Origin of the sequence: Hymenobacter lucidus (assembly GCF_020447265.1) — a bacterium.
GTDB lineage: Bacteria > Bacteroidota > Bacteroidia > Cytophagales > Hymenobacteraceae > Hymenobacter > Hymenobacter lucidus.
Genome location: NZ_JAJADR010000005.1, coordinates 148,454 through 167,180 on the forward strand (window position 1 = coordinate 148,454; position 18,727 = coordinate 167,180).

10 protein-coding genes are annotated in these 18,727 nt (G+C 58.4%); 2 read left to right on the forward strand and 8 right to left on the reverse strand.

The genetic code is table 11. The features are described from left to right. Positions 1 to 203: 203 nt before the first annotated feature. The 4 genes from LGH74_RS16970 to LGH74_RS16985 form a co-directional block, all read right to left on the reverse strand. Complete coding sequence (locus LGH74_RS16970; RefSeq protein WP_226177469.1) at positions 204 to 2,054, reverse strand: RagB/SusD family nutrient uptake outer membrane protein; 1,851 nt, start codon at positions 2,052 to 2,054, stop codon at positions 204 to 206. Between the two features lie 12 nt (positions 2,055 to 2,066). Next, the gene (locus tag LGH74_RS16975) at positions 2,067 to 5,330 is read right to left on the reverse strand and encodes a SusC/RagA family TonB-linked outer membrane protein (protein ID WP_226177471.1); all 3,264 of its coding nucleotides are present in this window, start codon (positions 5,328 to 5,330) and stop codon (positions 2,067 to 2,069) included. Between the two features lie 544 nt (positions 5,331 to 5,874). Further along, on the reverse strand, positions 5,875 to 7,512 hold the full coding sequence (locus LGH74_RS16980) for a glycoside hydrolase family 43 protein (protein WP_226177473.1): 1,638 nt from the start codon (positions 7,510 to 7,512) through the stop codon (positions 5,875 to 5,877). Between the two features lie 112 nt (positions 7,513 to 7,624). Next, positions 7,625 to 10,204 carry a pectinesterase family protein gene (locus LGH74_RS16985; RefSeq protein ID WP_226177475.1) on the reverse strand — a complete coding sequence of 860 codons (2,580 nt, stop codon included), beginning with the start codon at positions 10,202 to 10,204 and terminating at the stop codon, positions 7,625 to 7,627. 414 nt (positions 10,205 to 10,618) lie between these two features. On the opposite strand from LGH74_RS16985, the gene LGH74_RS16990 reads away from it, so the two are divergent. Beyond that, positions 10,619 to 12,385 (forward strand): T9SS type A sorting domain-containing protein, encoded by a 1,767-nt coding sequence (locus LGH74_RS16990; protein ID WP_226177478.1) that lies wholly within the window; start codon positions 10,619 to 10,621, stop codon positions 12,383 to 12,385. A gap of 69 nt (positions 12,386 to 12,454) precedes the next feature. Here the strand turns inward: LGH74_RS16990 and LGH74_RS16995 are convergent, their stop codons facing one another. After that, positions 12,455 to 12,670, reverse strand: coding sequence for a hypothetical protein (locus tag LGH74_RS16995; RefSeq protein WP_226177480.1), 216 nt, complete (start codon positions 12,668 to 12,670; stop codon positions 12,455 to 12,457). 342 nt (positions 12,671 to 13,012) lie between these two features. Here LGH74_RS16995 and LGH74_RS17000 point away from each other — a divergent pair, with 342 nt between their 5' ends. Further along, positions 13,013 to 13,732, forward strand: coding sequence for a hypothetical protein (locus tag LGH74_RS17000; RefSeq protein WP_226177482.1), 720 nt, complete (start codon positions 13,013 to 13,015; stop codon positions 13,730 to 13,732). Positions 13,733 to 13,862: 130 nt separating this feature from the next. Here the strand turns inward: LGH74_RS17000 and LGH74_RS17005 are convergent, their stop codons facing one another. The 3 genes from LGH74_RS17005 to carB all read right to left on the reverse strand — a co-directional run bounded on the left by LGH74_RS17005 (position 13,863) and on the right by carB (position 18,722). Continuing rightward, positions 13,863 to 14,807: an N-acetylornithine carbamoyltransferase gene (locus LGH74_RS17005; RefSeq protein WP_226177484.1), complete on the reverse strand. Its 945-nt coding sequence runs from the start codon at positions 14,805 to 14,807 to the stop codon at positions 13,863 to 13,865. Positions 14,808 to 14,849: 42 nt separating this feature from the next. After that, a complete protein-coding gene (locus tag LGH74_RS17010) occupies positions 14,850 to 15,401 on the reverse strand; it encodes a hypothetical protein (protein ID WP_226177486.1) in 552 nt (183 codons plus the stop codon). 90 nt (positions 15,402 to 15,491) lie between these two features. After that, positions 15,492 to 18,722 carry a carbamoyl-phosphate synthase (glutamine-hydrolyzing) large subunit gene (gene carB / locus LGH74_RS17015; RefSeq protein WP_226177488.1) on the reverse strand — a complete coding sequence of 1,077 codons (3,231 nt, stop codon included), beginning with the start codon at positions 18,720 to 18,722 and terminating at the stop codon, positions 15,492 to 15,494. Between the last annotated feature and the right edge of the window lie 5 nt (positions 18,723 to 18,727).

The window sequence follows — 18,727 nt, forward strand, 5'->3', positions numbered from 1 at the left end:
GGTTTGCTTTCCTTCGGCTGCCTCCGCCGGTGGTTTCTCCGGCAGGGTGTAAATGGTATTCATCGGCTGGTTTTGGCAGACGCCAGGCAGCCATTCTGCATTCCTACTAACCAGACAGCTGAAATTTTCACCAGCGGCCGGGCTTCCAGTGGGAAGCCTGGCTTTGGTCAAAATCTCAGCTGCCGGGCTGTTGTAAGCGTTGATTAGTAGCCGAAGTTCTGCTTCAGGTTAGGGTTCGTGTCAACCACGGCCTGTGGGAAGGCTAGCAGCTCATCTCCGGTATTGGGCACGTAGTTGGCCGCAAACAGTTCGATGAAAGTAGAGGTGCCACCCAGCGCCTGGCGCCAGCTGAAGCGGTTGGAAACCGTCGTGGTGCCGGGTAGCGTGTAGTTGCTGAGCGTGCTGGCGTTGCTGAACGACGGACGGTAGAGTGAGCGGGCGTAGCGCAACTGGTCGTTTACGGCATAGCCGTACACATACAGCGGAATGTTGGCGTAAGCCCCGGTACCGTTGCGCATTTCCGTGAGCTGGGCCTTGGTTTCGGCTATTTTGGCCCCAAGCAGGTTCCAGCGGATCAGGTCATACTTGCGGATACCCTCGCCGCCGAATTCAAGCAGCCGCTCTTTTACCAGCGCATCGAAGAAAGTGGTTTTGGAACCCACCTGCGCAGCGGGTAGCACCTTGTAGGACGCCGTAGGATACGAACGTTTCCGAACTTCTTCCAGAGCCGCTACCGGCGTAGTGCCGTTGTAAGCAGCGCTGGGGCCGGCCAGTTCGTTCTGGGCTTCGGCAAACATCAGTAGCACGTCGGCAAAGCGGATAATCGGCCAGTTCAGGCCCAGGTTCTGCGAGGAGCCGGTCAGAATCGGCACGCGCCAGTCGCGGCGAAATTTGCCGTCGCGCAGGGTCGTCAGCGTGGCGCTGGTCTGCGTGTTGGGAGTGGCGGCAGTGGTCTGGTAAAGCGTCACCGTCACGTCGCGGCGCACATCGGTCGAGTCGAAGGCGTAGAAGTAGTTCGGATTGATGGTGTACGAGCCTCCACCCTGGCCCCAGCGCGAGTTTACATCTAGGCGCGGACCGTTGTTGTAGCCCAGCTTGCTGTCGGAAAGAGCCGACCCTGAGCCCATGCCTACCTCAAACATGATTTCGCCGTACGAAACGTCGAAGCGCGACTCGTTGATATTGCGCCACACGGCTTCGAAGCTCGGGTTCAGCGTGTGCTGGCTACGGGTTTTGAGCAGCGTATCGCACTCGGCCCGGGCCATGGTGTAGTAGTTCAGATAGTCGGATGGGCGCTCCATCTGGCCGGTACGGGCATTAGCGCGGTAGCCGCCGCGGGCCAGTGCAATGCGGGCCCGCAGAGCCTTGGCAGCACCTTTGGTAAACCGCTCGTAGGCGTTAGCATCCGACTCCTTGCGCCAAGGCAGCAGCCGTGAGGCCAGGGCTAGGTCGCCCAGAATCTGGTCGTAGATAACGTTACGGTCGGTCTGGGGCAGGTTCAAGTCGGAATAAGCCGAAGACGGCTCAAACTGCGCGGGCACGTCGCCCCAGTTGCGCACGATTTCCATAAAGTAAAGCGCCCGCAACGCCAGTGCTTCGCCGTGCATCCGGCGCAAGGCCTTCTGCTCGGTCGCGCTGCCGTTCTTGTAGAGGTCCATCTGCGGAATGTTCTTGATGCAGATGTTGGCCCGCTCCACGCCCAGATACAGCGTAGTGAAAGGCGCCGGCAGCTCGGTGGTGCCCGACGTTACGCGGTAGCGGTTGATGTCGCGGCTACCTCCGTCGGCAGCACCGGCCCGGTTCTGGCCTTCGTCCGTGTCGGAGGGGTAGCCCGTCGAGAGGCGCACGCCGTAACCAGCATCACCCGACAGTGGGTCGTAGGCACCAACTATAGCGCTGTTGACGTTGGCCACGCTGCTGAATACGTCGTCGCTGATGTAGGAAGACGCGGGGCTGACGTCGAGGTAATCTTTGCAGGAGAAAGTCGCAGCCAGGCAGCTGATAGCAGCCACCGTGAGGGCCGGACGAAAAATAGAGCGTTTTATCGTGAACATCGGGGTGGGAAATTAGAGGGAGAGATTCACGCCGAACAACAAAGCGCGGCTGCGCGGATAAGCGGCATAGTCAACGCCCGGCGTAAGCGGCGTAGCGCGGCGGGTGTTCACCTCCGGGTCGTAGCCACTGTACTTGGTGAAGGTGTAGATGTTGTTGGCCGTCACGTAGAAACGAACCTGGGTCAGCTTGGCCCGCAGCGTCAGCGACTTCGGCAGGGTGTAGCCGATGGTGATGTTGTTTACGCGCAGGAACGAGCCATCTTCAATAGCCCACGAGTGCAGCAGGTAGCGGCCCCGCGTCGGACGCCAGATTTTGGCGTTGGCGTTGAGAGCGGCCAAAGCAGTAGGCTCACTTACTACGTTGCCCTGGTCGTCAATCGTGCGCCACCGGTCGCGCATGATGCCCAGCACGTTCTGGTTGGGGTTGTAGCTGCTGGTGAAGTCAATCTTGTTGGCATTGTAAATGTCGTTGCCAACTACAAAGTTCAGGAACACGCTGGCGTCGAAGCCTTTGTAGGCAAATTGCTGGTTCAGGCCACCGGTAAACTTAGGGTTGGCATTGCCAATTACCTGCCGGTCGTCGGTGGTGATGAGGCCGTCGCCGTTGGTGTCCTTGAACTTAACGGCGCCCGGCGTGGGCTGAATTACCCCGTTTACCGTGGTACCGGTGTTGTCGGCCACCACGATGTTGTTGTTCGGAATACCATCTTTCAGCGCGTAGTTCCAAGTACCGTTGGCCGCCTGCGTGGCGTTGAAGTCTTCCACTTTATACCAGCCGTCGGTTACATAGCCAAACATGAGGCCCACTGGCTGGCCCGGCGTTACGAGGTAGTCGGTACCGGTGTCGGAAGTCCAGCCCGAGTTGATGCCGGGCAGGTAGGGCTGGCCGCCCAGGCTTTCCACCCGGTTGCGGTTAATCGACACGTTGCCGTTCAGCGACCAGGTGAAGTCGGGCGTCTGGATGGCGGTGCTGCTGATCTGCAGCTCAATGCCGCGGTTAGAAGTTTCGCCGATGTTGCGCAGCTGCGTGGTGTAGCCCGAGGTTACGGGCACGGGCTGGGCAATCAGCAGGTCGAAAGTGGTGTTATAATAAGCATCAGCCGTAATCTGCACCTTGTTGTTGAACAAGCTCAGGTCCATGCCCAAGTTGCGCGCCCGAGTAGTTTCCCACTTCAGATTGGGATTAGCCAGCGACGTAGTAGCCAGACCGGGCGTGCGGCCGTTTTCCAGCGAGTATTCCACGCCGTTCGAGATGAACGTCTCACGGAACAGGTTGTTAGCAATGCGGTTGTTGCCCGACAGGCCGTAGCTCAGGCGCAGCTTCAGGTCCGTTACCATAGCCAACGACTGCATAAAGCCTTCTTTCGACACGCGCCATGCTACCGAAGCAGCCGGGAAGTAGCCCACCCGCTTACCAGCGGCAAACTTCGACGAGCCGTCAACACGCATTGTACCGGTGAAGAGGTACTTGTCGTCGAAGGAGTAGTTCACGCGGCTAAAAGCTGACAGAATACGGTTCGGGTCTTCGTTAGTGGTTGGCGAAGGCTGCACGAAGCCGGCCGGAGCCTGGGCCTGGTTGAAGTTGGCCAGAGCCTTTTCGGGCTCGATGTTGGTCGGCAGGTACAGGGCCGAGATGTTGAGCGAGTTGTTCAGCGTCTGGAACACTTCGTGGCCGAGCAGCGCGTCGAAGGCGTGGCGGCCTTTGGCCTGGAGCTTGTAGCTCAGCACGTTCGAATTGTTGAGCGTGAGTTGGGTACCGGTGCCGATGGAAGCCGTGGGCTGGTTGCCGTTCTGGCGGGCCACGCTGGTTACTTTGCTGTTGAAGGCTTCGGAACGCGTGATGCGGTAGTCAACGCCGAAGGTCGAGCGGATGCTCAGGGCCTTGGTGAAGTTGAAGTTGGCGTAAGTGGTGGCGTTAGCCAGGCGCTGAATGTCGCGGCGGTACTCGGCGTTGGCCAATACAATCGGATTAATCAGACCGTTGTTGCCACCGCTCAAAATATAGTATTCTTCGTCTTCCTGGGTGGGGTCGAGTACTACGCCGCTGCCCAGGTTGTTGGTAAAGGGCCGGTACTGTATCGTATTGCGCAGGCGCGACGAGCTGGAAAGTCCACCGCTGGCCGTGCCGGCACCGTTGACGGTCTGGTCGTTGAGACGCACGTTGAAGCCAATGCGCAGCTTGTCGGTAGCCTTGTTGTCGAGGCGGAAGCTCACCAGCTTGCGGTTGAACTCCGACGCCAGTTGAATGCCTTTTTCGGTGTTGTTGGTCAGGCTCAGCGAGTATACCGTGCCTTTGCCACCACCCGAAACGGTGAGGTTATGCGTCTGCTGGAAAGCTTCCCGGCCGAATACTTCTTCCTGCCAGTCGGTGAAAGGCGATTGACGAGCCAGGTTCAGCGTATCGCTGGTGAAGTTTCTGGAGCCGTAGGCGCTACGGAACGTAGCCAGGTCGGCGCTTTGGCGCGAGGCGCGCTCGTACTGTAAATCAATGTATTCGCCGGGCTTGAGCACATCCAGCTTCTTAACCAACTGCCGCACGCCGGCAAAACCGGTGTAGTTAATAGTAGTGCGGCCTTCGATACCGTTTTTGGTCGTGATGATAACCACGCCGTTGGCACCGCGGGCACCGTAGATGGCCGTGGCCGAGGCATCCTTCAGTACGTCAACCGAGGCAATATCCTGGGGCGAAATAACCGACAGCGCGTTTTCCAGCTGCATGCCGTCTACTACGTACAGGGGCGAGTTGTCTTGGGTGATAGAGCCGCCGCCGCGCACCCGGATGCGCACATCGGCACCGGGCGTACCTTCCGAGGAAGTAAGCTGCACCCCAGCCAGGCGGCCCGTTAGGGCTTCAGCGGCTGAGTTTACCGGTACGTCCTTAATCTGGGCGGCGCTTACCGACGATACGGAGCCGGTGATGTCCTTGCGGGGCACGGCCGCGTAGCCGATTACCACCACGTCTTCCATCAGCTTGGTATCGGGGCTCAGCTGCACCGTAATGTTGTTCTGGCTACCCACGCTCACGTCTTTCGACACGAAGCCGATGTAGCTCAGGCGCAGGGTAACGTCGGTAGCATTGGCGGGCAGGGTGATGGAAAACGTGCCATCGGGGCCGGTAGAGGCGCCGTTGGTGGTTCCCTTCACAACAACCGTTACCCCGGGTAGAGGCTCATCTTTCTCAGTGGATCGGACGACTCCCTGAATGCTGCGCTGCTGGGCTACCGCGTGCAGCGCGACGCTCAGTAGCAGCCAGAGGAACAGTAGGTGCTTTCTCATGTGACGTTAGGTGTGGGAATTTGAAATTTTCAATTGACGGGCTTCGCTGCTGTGCGTGGCCGGATGGTGTGGAGAGACTTACCGGACAGGCGAAAGAAAAGCAGTAGAAAGACCAGAATGCGTTTTGCACTCTTACCTGTTAGTCGGGCTAATTTTGTACTGTTAGCCGATTCACCGGTTCTATAAGTTTACACTAACCCCCGGCAAAAGCGAAGAATCCACGCTTTTTTATTTGTGCAAACGTTCCCGGCATCGTTGCCGTCGTTCCATTAAACCGGGTTTATTGCTATACTAGCCTCCTAATAGTCATATCCTTAGCCTTCCTCTATTTTTGCCGGCCTTTTCACCATCAATTTTACTTATTGTATTTTTCTAATCGGCTGAGTCTACACTCACCATCTTACCTCGCGCACAGCAGCCTACTAGTTTACGTGCCGACTGTGAGCGGTAGAACTGGCCGAGCTACCGAGAAAGGAGCACCGGCTGAAAACAGAAAAAGCCTCCAGTTGCAGCTGAAGGCCTTTCTAAGCAAGATTCCGCGCAGTTATTCCACCCGAAACCAGTCTACATCAGCCGCACCGGCGTCGTTAGTTTTGCCGGCCCGGGTACAAAACAGGCCCACTTTGGCACCAATCCATTTGCCTTCCCGCACCTGAAACGCCGTGCCTACCGGCTGAAACGTCTGCCCGTCGAGGCTGTAGCTGAACTGACACTTGGCACCCGCGGCTACGGCCGCGCGCAGGTACACGGGCTGCCCGGCCGGCATGGTGGCTACGGGCGCGGCCGTAGTTTCGGCGGTGCCTTTGTCGGCGTTCTGGCAGGTGGTCTGGCTCAGCTGGAGCTTGCCGCCCTGGTTGGTTACCGACAGGTACGCATAGTCCAGGCCCATCATAATCAGGCCGGTTTTCTCACCTTCGAAGCGGGGCGTAAATGTGAGCTTGGTCGTGACGGTAAATACCTCGGCCGGCAGCTTTTGCAGCAGTAGATTAGGCACCTGCCAGAAGTTCTTAAAATCAGTAGGCAGCGGCACCGAGTACAGCCGCAGATAGCCTGCACCGGTCGGGAAAGCCCAGCCCACCTGCGGGTTGGCGTGCCACTGCCACTGCAGGCCCAGCTGGTTCGAGTCGAATTCGTCGGAGGTGGCGGGTGTGGCCAGCGCGGCAGCTTTACCTTTGGTAGCCGGCTTGCGGAAGGTAAGTACCGGCTCACCCTTACCGTCGCCGTCGGGGTCGTTGCCAATTACCGGCCAGTCGTTTTTCCACACCATCGGCTGCAGGTGCACCACGCGGCCGTAGGGCCCTTGGTCCTGAAAGTGCATAAACCAGTTTTCGCCGGTCGGCGTGTCAATCCAGGCGCCCTGGTGCGGCCCGTTGATGGTGGTTTTGCCCTGGTCCATCACGATACGGTCTTCGTAGGGGCCAAACACGCTTTTAGAGCGCAGTGCCACCTGCCAGCCGGTAGCCACTCCCCCACCCGGCGCCAGAATGTAGTAGTAGCCGTTGCGCTTGTGAAACTTGGGGCCTTCAATCGTGGGGTGCTTTTCGTGCCCGTCGAATACCAGCACGTCGTCGCCGAGCAGGCTGCGGCCGTCGGGGCTCATGCGGCTCACAGCCAGCACACTCTTGAAACCGGCCCTGCTCCCGGCAAAGCCGTGTACGAGGTAGGCTTTGCCATCTTCGTCCCAGAGCGGGCAGGGGTCAATCCAACCCTTGGCCTCCTTCACCAGCACCGGCGCTTCCCAGGGCCCGGCCGGGTTGTCGGCCCGCGTCACGAAAATGCCCAGGTCGGGGTCGGGGTAATAGATATAGAACTTCTTTTTGTGGTAGCGAATGGAGGGTGCCCACACGCCGTTGCCGTGCTGGGGCAGGTCGTAGCGAGCCTGCGGGGGTTGCTGGGTGAATACCGCACCGATAATGGTCCAGTTGACCAGGTCGGTGGAATGCAGAATCTGCAAACCGGGTGCGGCGTTGAAGCTCGATGAGGTGAGGTAGTAGTCATTGCCCACCCGCACCACATCGGGGTCGGAGTAGTCGGCATACAGCACCGGGTTTTTATAAGTACCGTTGCCCAGGTCGGGTACCCATACTTTCGACAGGGAAGAGGTTTGGGCCGCCGTGAAGCGGGGCAGGCAGAAAATAGCCGCCAAAGCAGCCAGCAGGAAAATTCGGGTTGATTTTACCATTCAGTAATGAGTTGGTTACCGCGTGCAGGGCGGTCTGAGCTATTGTTACTGGTACCTACTTAAAGCAAAAACGGCCCCGGAAGCAATTTCCGGGGCCGTTTTTTAGCGGAGGCTAGTTTTTGACAAACTTAGTCGTTAGGCTTTCTTTGGCGCTACTGTAGCGCAGCAGGTAGGTGCCTTTCGCCAAGCTTTCCAGCTTCAGCGGGGTCTGCTCGGTGCCGGGCTTGGTACTGAAAGTCGCCACTTTTCGGCCGTCAAACGAGTACACCGTCACGGTGGCGTTGGCCTCGGCTTTGGGGTGGGTCAGGGTCATTACCTGCTGGGCCGGGTTGGGGTACACGGCCAGGCCAGCAGCCAAAGCAGCGGCGGCGTGCGTGCCGGTGATAGTCAGGGCTTCGCCCTTTACCTGCACGTCGCGCAGCAGACCGTAGCGGCCCGAACTGCCGCTGCCGCAGCTCCAGTACATCCGGATTGTCAGCGTTTGGCCGGCGGCCAGCTGTACGCCACTAGCCCCGGCCAGCGCCAGGCGGTAGTTCTGGTTGGTGCCCGTGTTCTGGTTGTTGAGAACGATAGGCGTGGCGAAAGCGCCGTTAGCGGTGCTATTCAGCGCCCCGCTTGGGCCCATACCACCCGATACGTCGGTGGAGTCAGCAGTGGTGAAGCCGGTTTTGGAGTACACTACCGCCAGCTTGGTGTTGCTGTTGGTATTATAGAACGCCGACCACAGCAGCACAGAGTCGATGCGGGCTGCGCTGCCGGTGGTCGTGATGGTGAACTGCTCGTAGAAGCGGCGGTTCAGGTTGCCGCCCGGACCCAGCACGGGCGAAGCCGTACCCCACGAACCGTCACCGTTGGTGCTGGCTCCGAAAGCCTGGCCGTAGCGTGACGAGTAGGCTGGCACACCAGCTACCGTAGTACCATTGGAAACGTAGAGCCGGCGCAGCGTGGGCGTGCTGGCGGCCACGCGCGGCGAGCGGATGGCGGCGCTGTCCTGGGCGCTTACCCGCATCGACCACATCTGGAGCCGCTCCGAAACCGGGGCGCTGGTATTCACTTTCGTTCCGCTTACCGGCACTGTAACCGAGGCCGCACCGGGGCTGCTGTGCACGATGTTGCCGGCGTAGCTGCCCGCCGCCGTAGCGTTGAGACGCACGCTGATGGTGGTGTTGGCCACAACGTTATTGGTCGGAATAAGGACCAGCGGCGTGGTGGGTGTAAACCAGTTGAGGCCGCCGTTGGGCGATACTTCGTAGCCGGCGGGCGGCGTCACGGTCAGGTTGGCGGTCAGGTTTTCGGCGGCCATCTGGTAGGTACGGGCTGCCGAAGGGCCGTTGGCATACTGCGCGAAGGTACCCAGGCTGCCGGTGATGGTAACGGTGGGGACGCGCGACACTTCGAGCGTATCAGTAATCTGGGTAGCCAGGCCGGTTTTGGAGGCCCGGATGTAATAGTAGTAAGCAGCACCGGCGGCAGGCAGCGCGTCGGCCGTCTGGTAGTTGTAGGTGGTGTCGTTGGCAGCTACAATGTCGGTACCAACCTTGGCGTAGGTGCCTTTGCGGGTGGAAGCACGGAACACCTCAAACTTCACCTGATTGATAGCCCAGGCCATGTTCCAGGTGAAAGTGGCGGTGCTGGCCCCTTTCACGGCGCGCAGGTTCGTGACGGCAATATCAGGCGTGAAGGTGGTGCAGATGCTCGAATTGACGGTGCAAGGGTCCCAGGTGCCAAACAGGTTGCTGATGGAATACTGCGCCGTATCGGCCGGGGTGAATTGCTTCGACCAGCTCACGCGCTGGCTCACATTGATGGGGCGGCCGTCGAATTTGCGGCTGTTGTACTCGGCGTAGGTAATCAGGGCGGTGTTGGTGCCGGCATCCCAGGTGCTCCAGCCCTCGGGCTTAATAACGCCGGTAGCCATGGTGGTTTTGAGCCACACTACTTTGTTTTCCGCCAGTGGTACGCTGCCGGTCGAGTTCTGCCAGGGGCGGCCCAGCACGTAGGTAGTCGTGCCGCGGTTGGCCGGAATGGTGCAGCTGCGGAATACGTAGCCGAAAGCCTGGCCGGGCTGGGTGTTGGCGGCTGTAATGTAGCTACCGCCGAGGCCGTCCTGGCGGGTTTTGGCGTACACTACGCACCGGTCGAAAATGGCGCGGGAGCTACCGAAGATGAAGTCCACGGTGCCGTCGATGTAGCAGTTGCGGAAGTACTGACGCAGGCCGTTGCCGTTGGCCAACACCGTATCCTGGCCACCCAGGAAGCGGCAGTTCTTGAACGCAGCCCGGTCGGCATTCACGTTGATGGCCAGGGCCTGGGGCGCGTCGCCGGTCGTGTTTTCGAAGGTGATGTTCAGAGCCGAGAAGTCGGTGGCGTTGATGGTAACCGAAGCCGAGTTGGACGTACCAAACGTACCACCGGCCGGGTTGGGCTTGCCCGAAAAGTCGTCGTAGGTCAGGATGGTGTTAGCCACGCTCTGGCCGATGAGCTGCAAAAATGGCTTGTTGCTCGGCACGTTGATTTTCTCCTTGTACCGGCCGTTCTTGATGTAGATGGTATAGTTAGCGGTGCGGGCCGTAGGCGCGGCGTCGATGGCGGCCTGCACCGTGCGGAAAGCGCCGGAGCCATCCTGGGCTACTACCGCATCGTAGGTCTGGGCCTGTGCGGCACTACTCAGGAGAAAGGTAGTTAGCAGCACACACAGGGCTAGCCAATACCGGAATGCCGACGCTGAAGCGCCGGAATGCGTACGGGTAGAAGTCATAGGAAAACGATTTGGTGGGAATAATCAGAACTTAATAGTAAGCCGATTACGCAGCAGATTTAGGCTTAGTCAGCTTCTTTATTTGTGCAATCGTTGTCGGGAACGTTGCCAGTGCTGCTTCGCTGCCCTGAATTTTTCGCATACACCCTGGGTTCGAGTGAGTACGCACCCACCGCCGCTATTTTTTATCGGTTACGTTGGCAACGTTCCCGGTAACGATTGCGCGAATAAAGTCCGCTGACGGCCCTGCGAAGGCGCAGCTGATTGAGTAATATCAACTTCTGATTCACGCGGTCTGCCCTTGGCGCGCCTGAACTACTCTTCTCTTCGCCTTAGTCAACAGCCTCTATGCTCCTGAATTTTACCCCGCTGAAAAGCGCTGTCCGCGCTGCGCCAAGCCGGCTGAGCCTGGCCCTGGCCCTGTCGTTGCTGGTTCCGGCCATCGGGGCGCAGGCCCAGCTCATTTCGTTTCCGGGGGCCGAGGGAGCCGGCAAGTATACCAAGGGTGGCCGCGGTACGGCAGCCGTGCCCACCACTGTATTCGAAGTAACTTCGCTGGCTGATACCAATACGCCCGGTACCCTGCGCTACGCCATCAACCAGGCCGCCGCGCACCGCACTATCGTGTTTCGGGTGTGTGGTACTATTCACCTGACTTCAGCGCTGAGCTTCAACAAGGCTAACACCACCGTGGCGGGCCAGACCGCGCCCGGCGAAGGCATCTGCCTGGCCGATTACCCCGTCACCATCGGAGCCGACAACGTCATTGTGCGGTTCGTGCGGTTCCGGATGGGCGACCGGTTCCAGAACAAGGGTATGGTAAACGGCGCGGGCGCCGACGACGCCTTTGGTGGTACGGGCCGCAAAAACATTATCATTGACCACTGCACCATGAGCTGGAGCACCGATGAGGCCTTGAGCGTGTACCGTGGCGACAGTACCACCTTGCAGTGGAACCTGATGAGCGAGCCGCTCGACTATTCCTACCACTTCGAAACCGGTGATACTGATTTTGAGCGCCACGGCTACGGCGGCATCTGGGGCGGGCGTAATGCCTCGTTTCACCACAATCTGTTTGCCCACTGCCGGGGCCGCAACCCGCGCTTCGAGGGCAGCCGCAACCTGCCGCCCTACACCGCAGGCCAGGAAAATGGAGACTTCCGCAACAACGTTATCTACAACTGGGCCAGCTACAGCACCAATGGCGGGGAAGGCGGCAACTACAACGTCGTCAACAACTACTACAAGTATGGCCCCAGCACCAGCACCGGAAGCTCGTCCAGCGTGCCGGTGAGGTCGATGATTATGAACCCGGGCAAGCAGACCACCGCCCCAGTGCTGCCCTACCCCAAGGTATACATGACCGGCAACTACGTAGACGGCTACCCGGCCGTCACGAACCGCAACTGGCTGGGCGTGGTTATGGCCGGTGGGGCCCGCACCGACACGGCTCAGGCTAAAGTCACGACGCCGTTTAATATTTTGCCCATGCCCACGCAGTCGGCCCAGGCCGCTTACGACGCGGTGCTGGCCAATGTGGGAGCCGTACTGCCCGCCCGCGACACGCTCGACCAGCGGATCATCCGCAATGTGCAGGAGCGTAAAGGTCGCCTCATCGACGTGCAGGGCGGCTACGCTCATGGCACGGCCTACAGCATCTCGCAAAGCGCCTGGCCTACGCTCACCTGCGGCACTGCCCCCGCCGATACCGACCACGACGGCATGACCGATACCTTTGAGCTGGCCAACGGCCTGAATCCTAACGACGCTTCGGACCGTAGCGTGCGGAGCGCCAGCGGCTACACTATGCTGGAAAACTACCTCAACGGCCTTACGGCCGTGGTGATGGGCACTAAAGCCTCGGAAAGCCTGAAAATGGGTCTGGGCGTGTATCCTAACCCCGCCAGGGCCCAACTGACCGTGACGCACCCGCTGGCTGGTAAGCTGGCCAAAGTGCTGATATACAGCATGGAGGGCCGACAGGTGGCCCAGCTGCCCGTAGCAGCCGGCACCGAACACACGGCCGTGGACGCCGGTACCCTGACCGGTGGCATTTACCTGGTGCGCTACGAGGATACTAAAACCCAACTCACGACCAAGTTTGTGAAGCAGTAAGCCCCGAGCCACGTTCAACAAAAAGCCCGCTGGAGGAATCCGGCGGGCTTTTCGTTTTTCAGAATTACGCTAATCCTCCATGGCCGCGCCTTCGGCCTGCGTGGCTAGCCAGCTCAGGATATTCTCCACGTCGTAGGGGTTTCCATCCCGCACCGAGCGAATGGCAGCCAGCTTCCAGTTCAGAAAGTCGTCGGGTTTGCGCCGGCGGTTCCGCACACGTTCCGGGTGGGCCACCAGCCATTGCTCAACCAGCATTCGGGCCCGTTTTTCAGCCTGATTCTCCATGACTTCAAAAGATAAAGTGGACACTGAATTTACCTTTTTACAGCCGTAAAGTCAACCACTGCCTAATCGAAGCGTGCCGCCAGCCAACCAGCTCCTGCATAGCCTATTGCAAGCTAGGCAGGTAGAAATACGTGGTTAAAAAAAGGCGTATTACTACGCTGAATACCCGAGGCCGGCTGCACTTCCTTTGTCATGTAGCTCAGGGGAGGGTTGCGGTGGTTACGTGCCAAGTCTCGCCCACGAATACACCACGTAACCGTTGCCGGCCGCCGTCGGCTATTCCGGGCCGCGCTTCAACCCGCGGCGGGCATTCCTTCTCACCCTTTCTGACACAATTATACCATGGGCTTTCTTGGACCAATCCCGGCCGATAAACTGGCGGCTTCCTATAATGTACACACCCAAACGCTGACCCTATCTGCCGAAGGCGAGGCGCGCAACTACACGACTGGCATCCAATTTGAGCGGCAAAGCTGGCTGGGCGGCTACAAGTTTAACCTGGAGGGCTGGACCGGGCCCCTGGCCGACCCGGAATCGTACGAACATTACACCCACGAACAGGCATTTCAGCTCCAGATGCCTTCCCGGGTAGCCCCCTCCGGTAGTGTTATTATCGCCACGGCCAACCACCCCAGTGGCGTGGCAGTACCGGTGCGTTTCCTGGGCGGCTTCATCCCTCCCGCCGAAAATGAGGCGACTGAAAAAGCCACTACTGCTCCTGCCCAGGCTGCAGCGGGTGCCGCCCCAGCCGCCGCCCCGGTCGAAGCTCCACACGCCGCTCCGCAGCTCATGCAGCCCGACAACCAGAAAATCAACGTTCTGTTCAAGATGCCTTTCAACATTCAGGAAGGTGACCGGGTGCCGACTGGCGGTACCGTAACGATGAAGTTCGACCCATCGGTTCTGACGCTGGAGAAGGCGGGCATCCAGGGCACCAACATCGTCTGGACGCTCAACTCGCTAAAAACAGGCAATACGCAGGTAATCGTGACCGTGACGGGCGGCATTGCTCAGTATGTTATCCAGAAAATATACGACGTGCGCATCTTCGTGCTGGACTAGCCATCTGCACAACTTATCAGGCTAAAAAAAGGCGACGAAGAAGTCCGGAAATTCCGGGCTTCTTCGTCGCCTTTTTTTCTGAAACCAGTATGCAGCAACCGGTACTGGGCGGCACACTGCCGGCCGGCTATTAACTCAGCAACTCGTGCAGCACGGTTTGCATCGAGAAAACCCGGTTGCCGGCTTCAGGAATAATCAGCGCGGCGGGTGAATCCAGCACGGCATCCGACACTTCCACGTTGCGGCGGATGGGCAGGCAGTGCATGAGCTTGCCGTTGTTGGTGAGGTTCATGTGGGCCGTATCCACGAGCCAGCTCTGGTCCTGGCTCAGCACCTGGCCGTAGTCGTGGTAGCTGCTCCAGTTTTTGGCGTAGATGAAGTCGGCGCCCTCGAAGGCCTTTTTTTGGTCGTACTCAATCCGGGCACCCTTAGTAAACCGCTCGTCGAGCTCATAACCCTTAGGATGAGTAATGACAAAATCCACCCAGCTGATTTCCGAAAACCAGTCGGCGAAGGAGTTGGGCACGCATTGCGGCAAGGCCCGCACGTGCGGGGCCCAGGTGAGTACCACTTTCACCCGCTCGGTCTGCTTGTACTCGGCCACCGTAATCAGGTCGGCAAAGCTTTGCAGCGGGTGCAGCGTGGCACTTTCCAGGCTGATAACGGGCACCGTGGCGTACTTCATAATCTTGTTGAAGACCTCTTCGCTGTAGTCGGCTTCGCGGTCCTTGAGCGTGGGAAAGGTGCGCACGCCCAGCACGTCGCAGTACTGGCTCATCACGGCAATGGCATCCTTAATATGCTCCTGGGTAGTGCCGTTCATCACCGCGCCGTCGGCCATTTCCAGGGTCCAGGAGTCGGCACCGGCGTTGAGTACCCAGGCTTGCGCGCCCAGGTTATATGCTGCCTTGATAGAGCTGAGCCGGGTGCGCAGGCTGGGGTTAAAGAAAATCAGCCCGACGGTTTTGTTGCGGCCTACGTGCTGGTAGCCAAAGGGGTCGGCCTTGATTTCGAGGGCTTTGTTGAGCAGCGCCTGATAGTCGCCGGCATCGGCGAAGGAGGTGAAATTTTTCATGTGGGGTGGTGTGTAGGATGAGTGGTTATCGACGCAAATGCGTCAACCTCTCTTTTTGATTAGAAACAACTTCTGTTCAGCAGGAACCCATACATAAACGAAATTACCGACTGGGTAAGCCGCGAAGAAAGCGTAATAGCTACCAGATCTTTTGAGATATTTATTTAGCACAAAATGCTTACTGCAACTATAACCATCAAGATTACCAAATTCAGCTACAGCCATGTAAACCGTATCTTCTGTACGTACTGGTGTAGATTGCCACGAAGAAGATTTGACGTTTTGTAATATACTTGGTTGTTGATCGTAAAGGCCATTCTCAAAATCTGGCAAGGTAGAGTTGGACCCAACCTTTATTCCGTCTGAATTAGAAACAGCGTATTGGTAGAATTCAAACGCTTCGCCGTGATTCGTAAGTCCAAGAAAGTCCCGGCTGCATTTGAGCTCTAACCGAGTCCCAGGCGAGTTGAATAAAGCTTTACCAGCTGTTGCTTTTAGCGGCCGTTCAAACCAAGTGTTGTCGAAAGCAAACACAAAAATTACAAGGCAGCCTATTACTATAATTAGAGCTTTGAATAAAGTCTTTTTAGTCATAAACTGTTAATCGGATACTAGTCACCAAACACTAAAAAAGTGGAGCAACTCAAATTACTTTGAGTTGCTCCACTTTTTTTACCACAGGTCTTACATAGCCTTATACTCGTTCCAGCTCTTGATCTTCAGATCCTTCAGCTCCAGCTTGCAGAAAGCCTGGATAAACGCCTTGGCAAGCCGCGCATTCGTCAGTAGCGGGATGCCGAAATCCACGGCCGTGCGGCGGATTTTGTAGTCGTTGTCCAGCTCACCCTTCGAGAGGTTCTTCGGGATGTTGATGACCAGGTCGATTTTCTTCTCCTTGAGGTAGGTCAGCACGTTGGGCTCTACCATTTCATCGGGCCAGAAGAGTTGGCTGCTCGGGATGCTGTTTTCGGCGAAGAAGCGGTGCGTGCCCTGGGTGGCGTAAATTTGGTAGCCTTTCTTCACCAGCAGCTCTACGGCCGACAGCAAGGCTACTTTCGACTTGATGGGGCCACCGGAAATCAGCACCGTTTTCTGGGGAATCTTGTAGCCCACGCTCAGCATCGACTTCAGCAGGGCTTCCTCGGCCGTGTCGCCGAGGCAGCCTACTTCACCGGTACTCACCATGTCGACGCGCATCACTGGGTCGGCGCCGGGCAGGCGGGTGAAGGAGAACTGCGGGGCTTTCACACCCACGAAGGGCAAATCGTAGACCCGCTCACTCTCGTCGCGCTCCACTTTCTTGCCCAGCAGCACCTGCGTAGCTTTCTGAATCAGGTTGCGGCCCGATACTTTCGACACGAAGGGGAAGCTGCGCGAGGCGCGAATGTTGCACTCAATGACGCGGATTTCGCCGCCCTTTTCCAGGAACTGAATGTTGAACGGCCCGCTGATTTCGTAGCGCTTAGCAATCTTCTCGGCAATGATTTTGAGCTTGCGCACGGTGCGCACGTACACCTTCTGGGGTGGGTAGTACATGGTAGCGTCGCCGGAGTGCACGCCGGCAAACTCCACGTGCTCAGAAATGGCGTAGCTCACAATTTCGCCTTTGTCGGCCACCGCGTCCAGCTCTATTTCCTTGGCATCCTGGATAAATTCGGACACCACCACCGGATACTCCGCGCTGACTTCCTTAGCCGTTTGCAGGAAGTTCTCCAGCTCAAAGGTGTTGGACACGACGTTCATAGCCGCCCCCGACAAGACGTAGGAAGGTCGAATCAGCACTGGGAAGCCAACTTCCTGCACGAACTGGTGCATGGCTTCCAGCGAGGTCAGCTCCTTCCAGCGGGGCTGAGCAATGCCGAGCTCATCCATGATGCTGCTGAACTTGTGGCGGTTTTCGGCCTGGTCAATCATGGCCGCCGTGGTACCCAGAATCGGCGCTTGGGCCTCTTCCAGACGCATTGCCAGGTTGTTGGGAATCTGGCCACCGGTGCTCAGAATCACGCCCTGGGGCTGCTCAAAGTCCAGAATGTCCATCACCCGCTCGAAGCTCAGCTCCTCGAAGTACAGCCGGTCCGACACGTCGTAGTCGGTGCTGACCGTTTCGGGGTTGTAGTTGATGATGATGGTTTTGTAGCCCTCGGCAGCGGCCGTCTGCACGGCATTTACCCCGCACCAGTCGAACTCCACGGAGCTGCCAATGCGGTACACGCCCGAGCCCAGCACCACGATGGACTTGCTGGTTTCCTGGGCCAGGTCGTTTTCGGTGCCGTGGTAGGTGCTGTAGAGGTAGTTGGTTTTGGCCGGGAATTCGGCGGCCAGCGTGTCAATCTGCTTGATGACGGGCAGCACGCCCAGGGCCTTGCGGCGGGCCCGCACTAGCAGTTCGTCGGCTTTCACGTCGCCTTCGCCGAGCAGCTTCACGGCAATCTGCTGATCCGAGAAACCGGCTTTCTTGGCTTCGCGCAGCAATTGGGTTTCCAGCCCGGCCAGGCCGGTGGCCCGACCTTCGGCCAGCTTATTACCCAGCTGGAAAATGGTCATCAGGCGCTGCAAGAACCAGTGGTCAATCTTGGTCAGATCGTGCACCTGGTCGAGCGTATAGCCAGCCTCGAAGGCCAGGTTGATGGCGAAGATGCGTTCCTCGTTCGGCTCGCTCAGCAGCTTATCGATGGTGGCAGTATCGACCTGCTCGGGCTTGTTGGCCACGAAGCCGCGCTTGCCGGTGTCCAGCATCCGCAGGCCCTTCTGAATGGCTTCCTCGAACGATTTACCAATGGCCATTACCTCGCCCACGCTCTTCATGGCCGAGCCGATCTGCCGGTTTACGCCCTCGAACTTGCCCAAGTCCCAGCGCGGCAACTTCACCACCACGTAGTCTAGGGCCGGCTCAAAAAAGGCCGAAGTCGTCTGGGTTACGCTGTTTTTGAGCTCCGACAGCGAGTAGCCCAAACTCAGCTTGGCCGCCACAAACGCCAGCGGGTAGCCCGTGGCCTTGGAAGCCAGGGCCGAGGAGCGCGACAGGCGGGCATTCACCTCAATCACGCGGTAGTCTTCCGACACAGGGTCGAGGGCGTACTGAATATTGCACTCACCCACGATGCCCAGGTGGCGGATGGTCTTGATACCGATGCTGCGCAGCTTGTGGTATTCGCGGTTGCTTAGGGTCTGCGACGGAGCCACCACGATGCTTTCCCCGGTGTGAATACCGATAGGGTCGAAGTTCTCCATGTTGCAGACCGTAATGCAGTTATCATACTGGTCGCGCACCACTTCGTACTCCACTTCCTTCCACCCTTTCAGCGACTCTTCCACCAGAATCTGGTCGGAAGTCGTGAAGGATTTCTGGGCCAGGGTCCGTAGCTCGTCCATGTTATTGGCGAAGCCACTACCCAAACCGCCCAGCGCAAACGCCGCCCGCACGATAATCGGGAAGCCGATTTTCTCGGCTGCGGCCAGCGCGTCCTCCATGGTCGTTACGGCCACGCTGCGGGCTGAGAGCACCCCAATCTGCTCGAGCTTTTCCTTGAAAATATCCCGGTCCTCGGTGTCGATGATGCTTTGCACGGGCGTGCCCAGCACCTTCACGTTGTACTTCTCGAATACGCCGCCGCGGAACAGGGCCACGGCGCAGTTCAGGGCCGTTTGGCCGCCGAAAGCCACCAGAATACCATCGGGCTTTTCCTTTTTGATGACTTCCTCCACGAAGTAGGGCGTCACGGGCAGGAAGTAGACATCGTCGGCAATATTGTCCGACGTCTGCACGGTGGCAATGTTGGGGTTGATGAGGATGGTGCGAATGCCTTCCTCTTTCAGGGCTTTGAGGGCCTGGGAGCCGGAGTAATCGAACTCACCGGCCTCCCCAATCTTGAGCGCGCCGGAACCGAGGATGAGAACTTTGTTGGGTTTGTTCATTCTAA